Raw genomic sequence first — 1130 nt, forward strand, 5'->3', positions numbered from 1 at the left:
CAGCTGTCTCCAATAGAGTATGAGAAACGCTATTTCCTGAGCTTGGAGAGTGTCTAGGAAACCAGGGGCGATTCAAGCGGCTATAGGAAAGGCGTAAAAGTTTCCATCTCCGGTGTTGCTCGATTTGACCGGCACGAGCGGCTAGACTCATTCGACATGATTGAGGATGCCGTCATCATCGACACCAATGATCCTTTAGCCCGAATCGATGAGCTCAGGCTTCTCAGGCCTGGATGGCTCGACGGTATAGGCTCCGTCCCTAGCAAATCTGAGTTCGATTGGCTCGAGTCGTTTTTCGCTACATGCTATCCGGCCACTCTGCCGACTCCCTACATCTATCCAACCGAGGATGGAGGAATTTTGCTTGAGTGGAGAACAGCTAACCAAGACATGAGCATGGACATTGACCTCGGAGCGCTCCAGGGTGATGTCCATTGCTTCAACACCCAGACCAAGCAAGAAATCGAAGAAGTGTTCGACTTGAGTAACCCTGAGCATCTGCAAAGTCTGATTGACCTGATTTCTAAGGCTGCTAAGGGAGAGATTTGATGAAAGGAAACACGCGTCTTTTGCGTCAGGTAAATCCAAACTGGATTCAGGATGGCCGAATCACATCTCAAGCTTTCAGTCCTACACCCAAGGATGAAATGAAGCTCTCCTGCTATGATGGCGACCTGATTGATCCGCCTAAGGCTCACGAGCATTTTGTCGATACTCTTGGACTTCGCTCGGTAGGGGTACTGGCAGTCACGGTTGACGAATGCGAGGCGTTGGACCTTCCAGCGCTACCTGATCCGGCTCCTTTCAAAGAGCACGCTATCATTGATTTTGAAGGCAATGGGAAGGGCGACATCAAGCGAAAGTCAAAAGAATTAAGGTCTCTAGCTGAGACTCGTGATTGGCTCTACAAGCCCTGAGAAACAAAAGCCCGCAAAGCGCGGGCTTTTTTGTGCCTGTCAGAAAGGCGCCTCTTCCTCCACCCTCTCCTCCTCCCAATCCCTCTCCGCGACCAGGTCGCCTCGATCTTCGGCGTCCTGCGGCTCCCACCGTACCGTAAGCGTCCGGCGAACTCACCTTCCGAACTCCAGCATTAAGGGCGATGGTGTCCGCGTATTTTTAAGCGGACGCGA

The 1130-nt window shown here is 51.9% G+C and carries 2 protein-coding genes; both read left to right on the forward strand.

All coding sequences use genetic code 11. The features are described 5' to 3' along the window. The first annotated feature begins 156 nt into the window (after positions 1-156). Complete coding sequence (locus tag KY379_RS27150; protein WP_261242706.1) at positions 157-549, forward strand: hypothetical protein; 393 nt, start codon at positions 157-159, stop codon at positions 547-549. Beyond that, complete coding sequence (locus tag KY379_RS27155; protein ID WP_054882149.1) at positions 549-917, forward strand: hypothetical protein; 369 nt, start codon at positions 549-551, stop codon at positions 915-917. Before KY379_RS27150 ends, KY379_RS27155 begins: the two co-directional genes overlap by 1 nt. Positions 918-1130 lie beyond the last annotated feature (213 nt).

The sequence above is a fragment of the Pseudomonas sp. HD6422 genome, from assembly GCF_025377065.1.
Lineage (GTDB): Bacteria > Pseudomonadota > Gammaproteobacteria > Pseudomonadales > Pseudomonadaceae > Aquipseudomonas > Aquipseudomonas putida_U.

What these genes read in the sequence shown, in the direction of transcription:
- KY379_RS27150 (WP_261242706.1), top strand. Translation starts at nt 157, where the DNA reads ATGATTGAGGATGCCGTCATCATCGACACCAATGATCCTTTAGCCCGA.
- KY379_RS27155 (WP_054882149.1), top strand. Translation starts at nt 549, where the DNA reads ATGAAAGGAAACACGCGTCTTTTGCGTCAGGTAAATCCAAACTGGATT.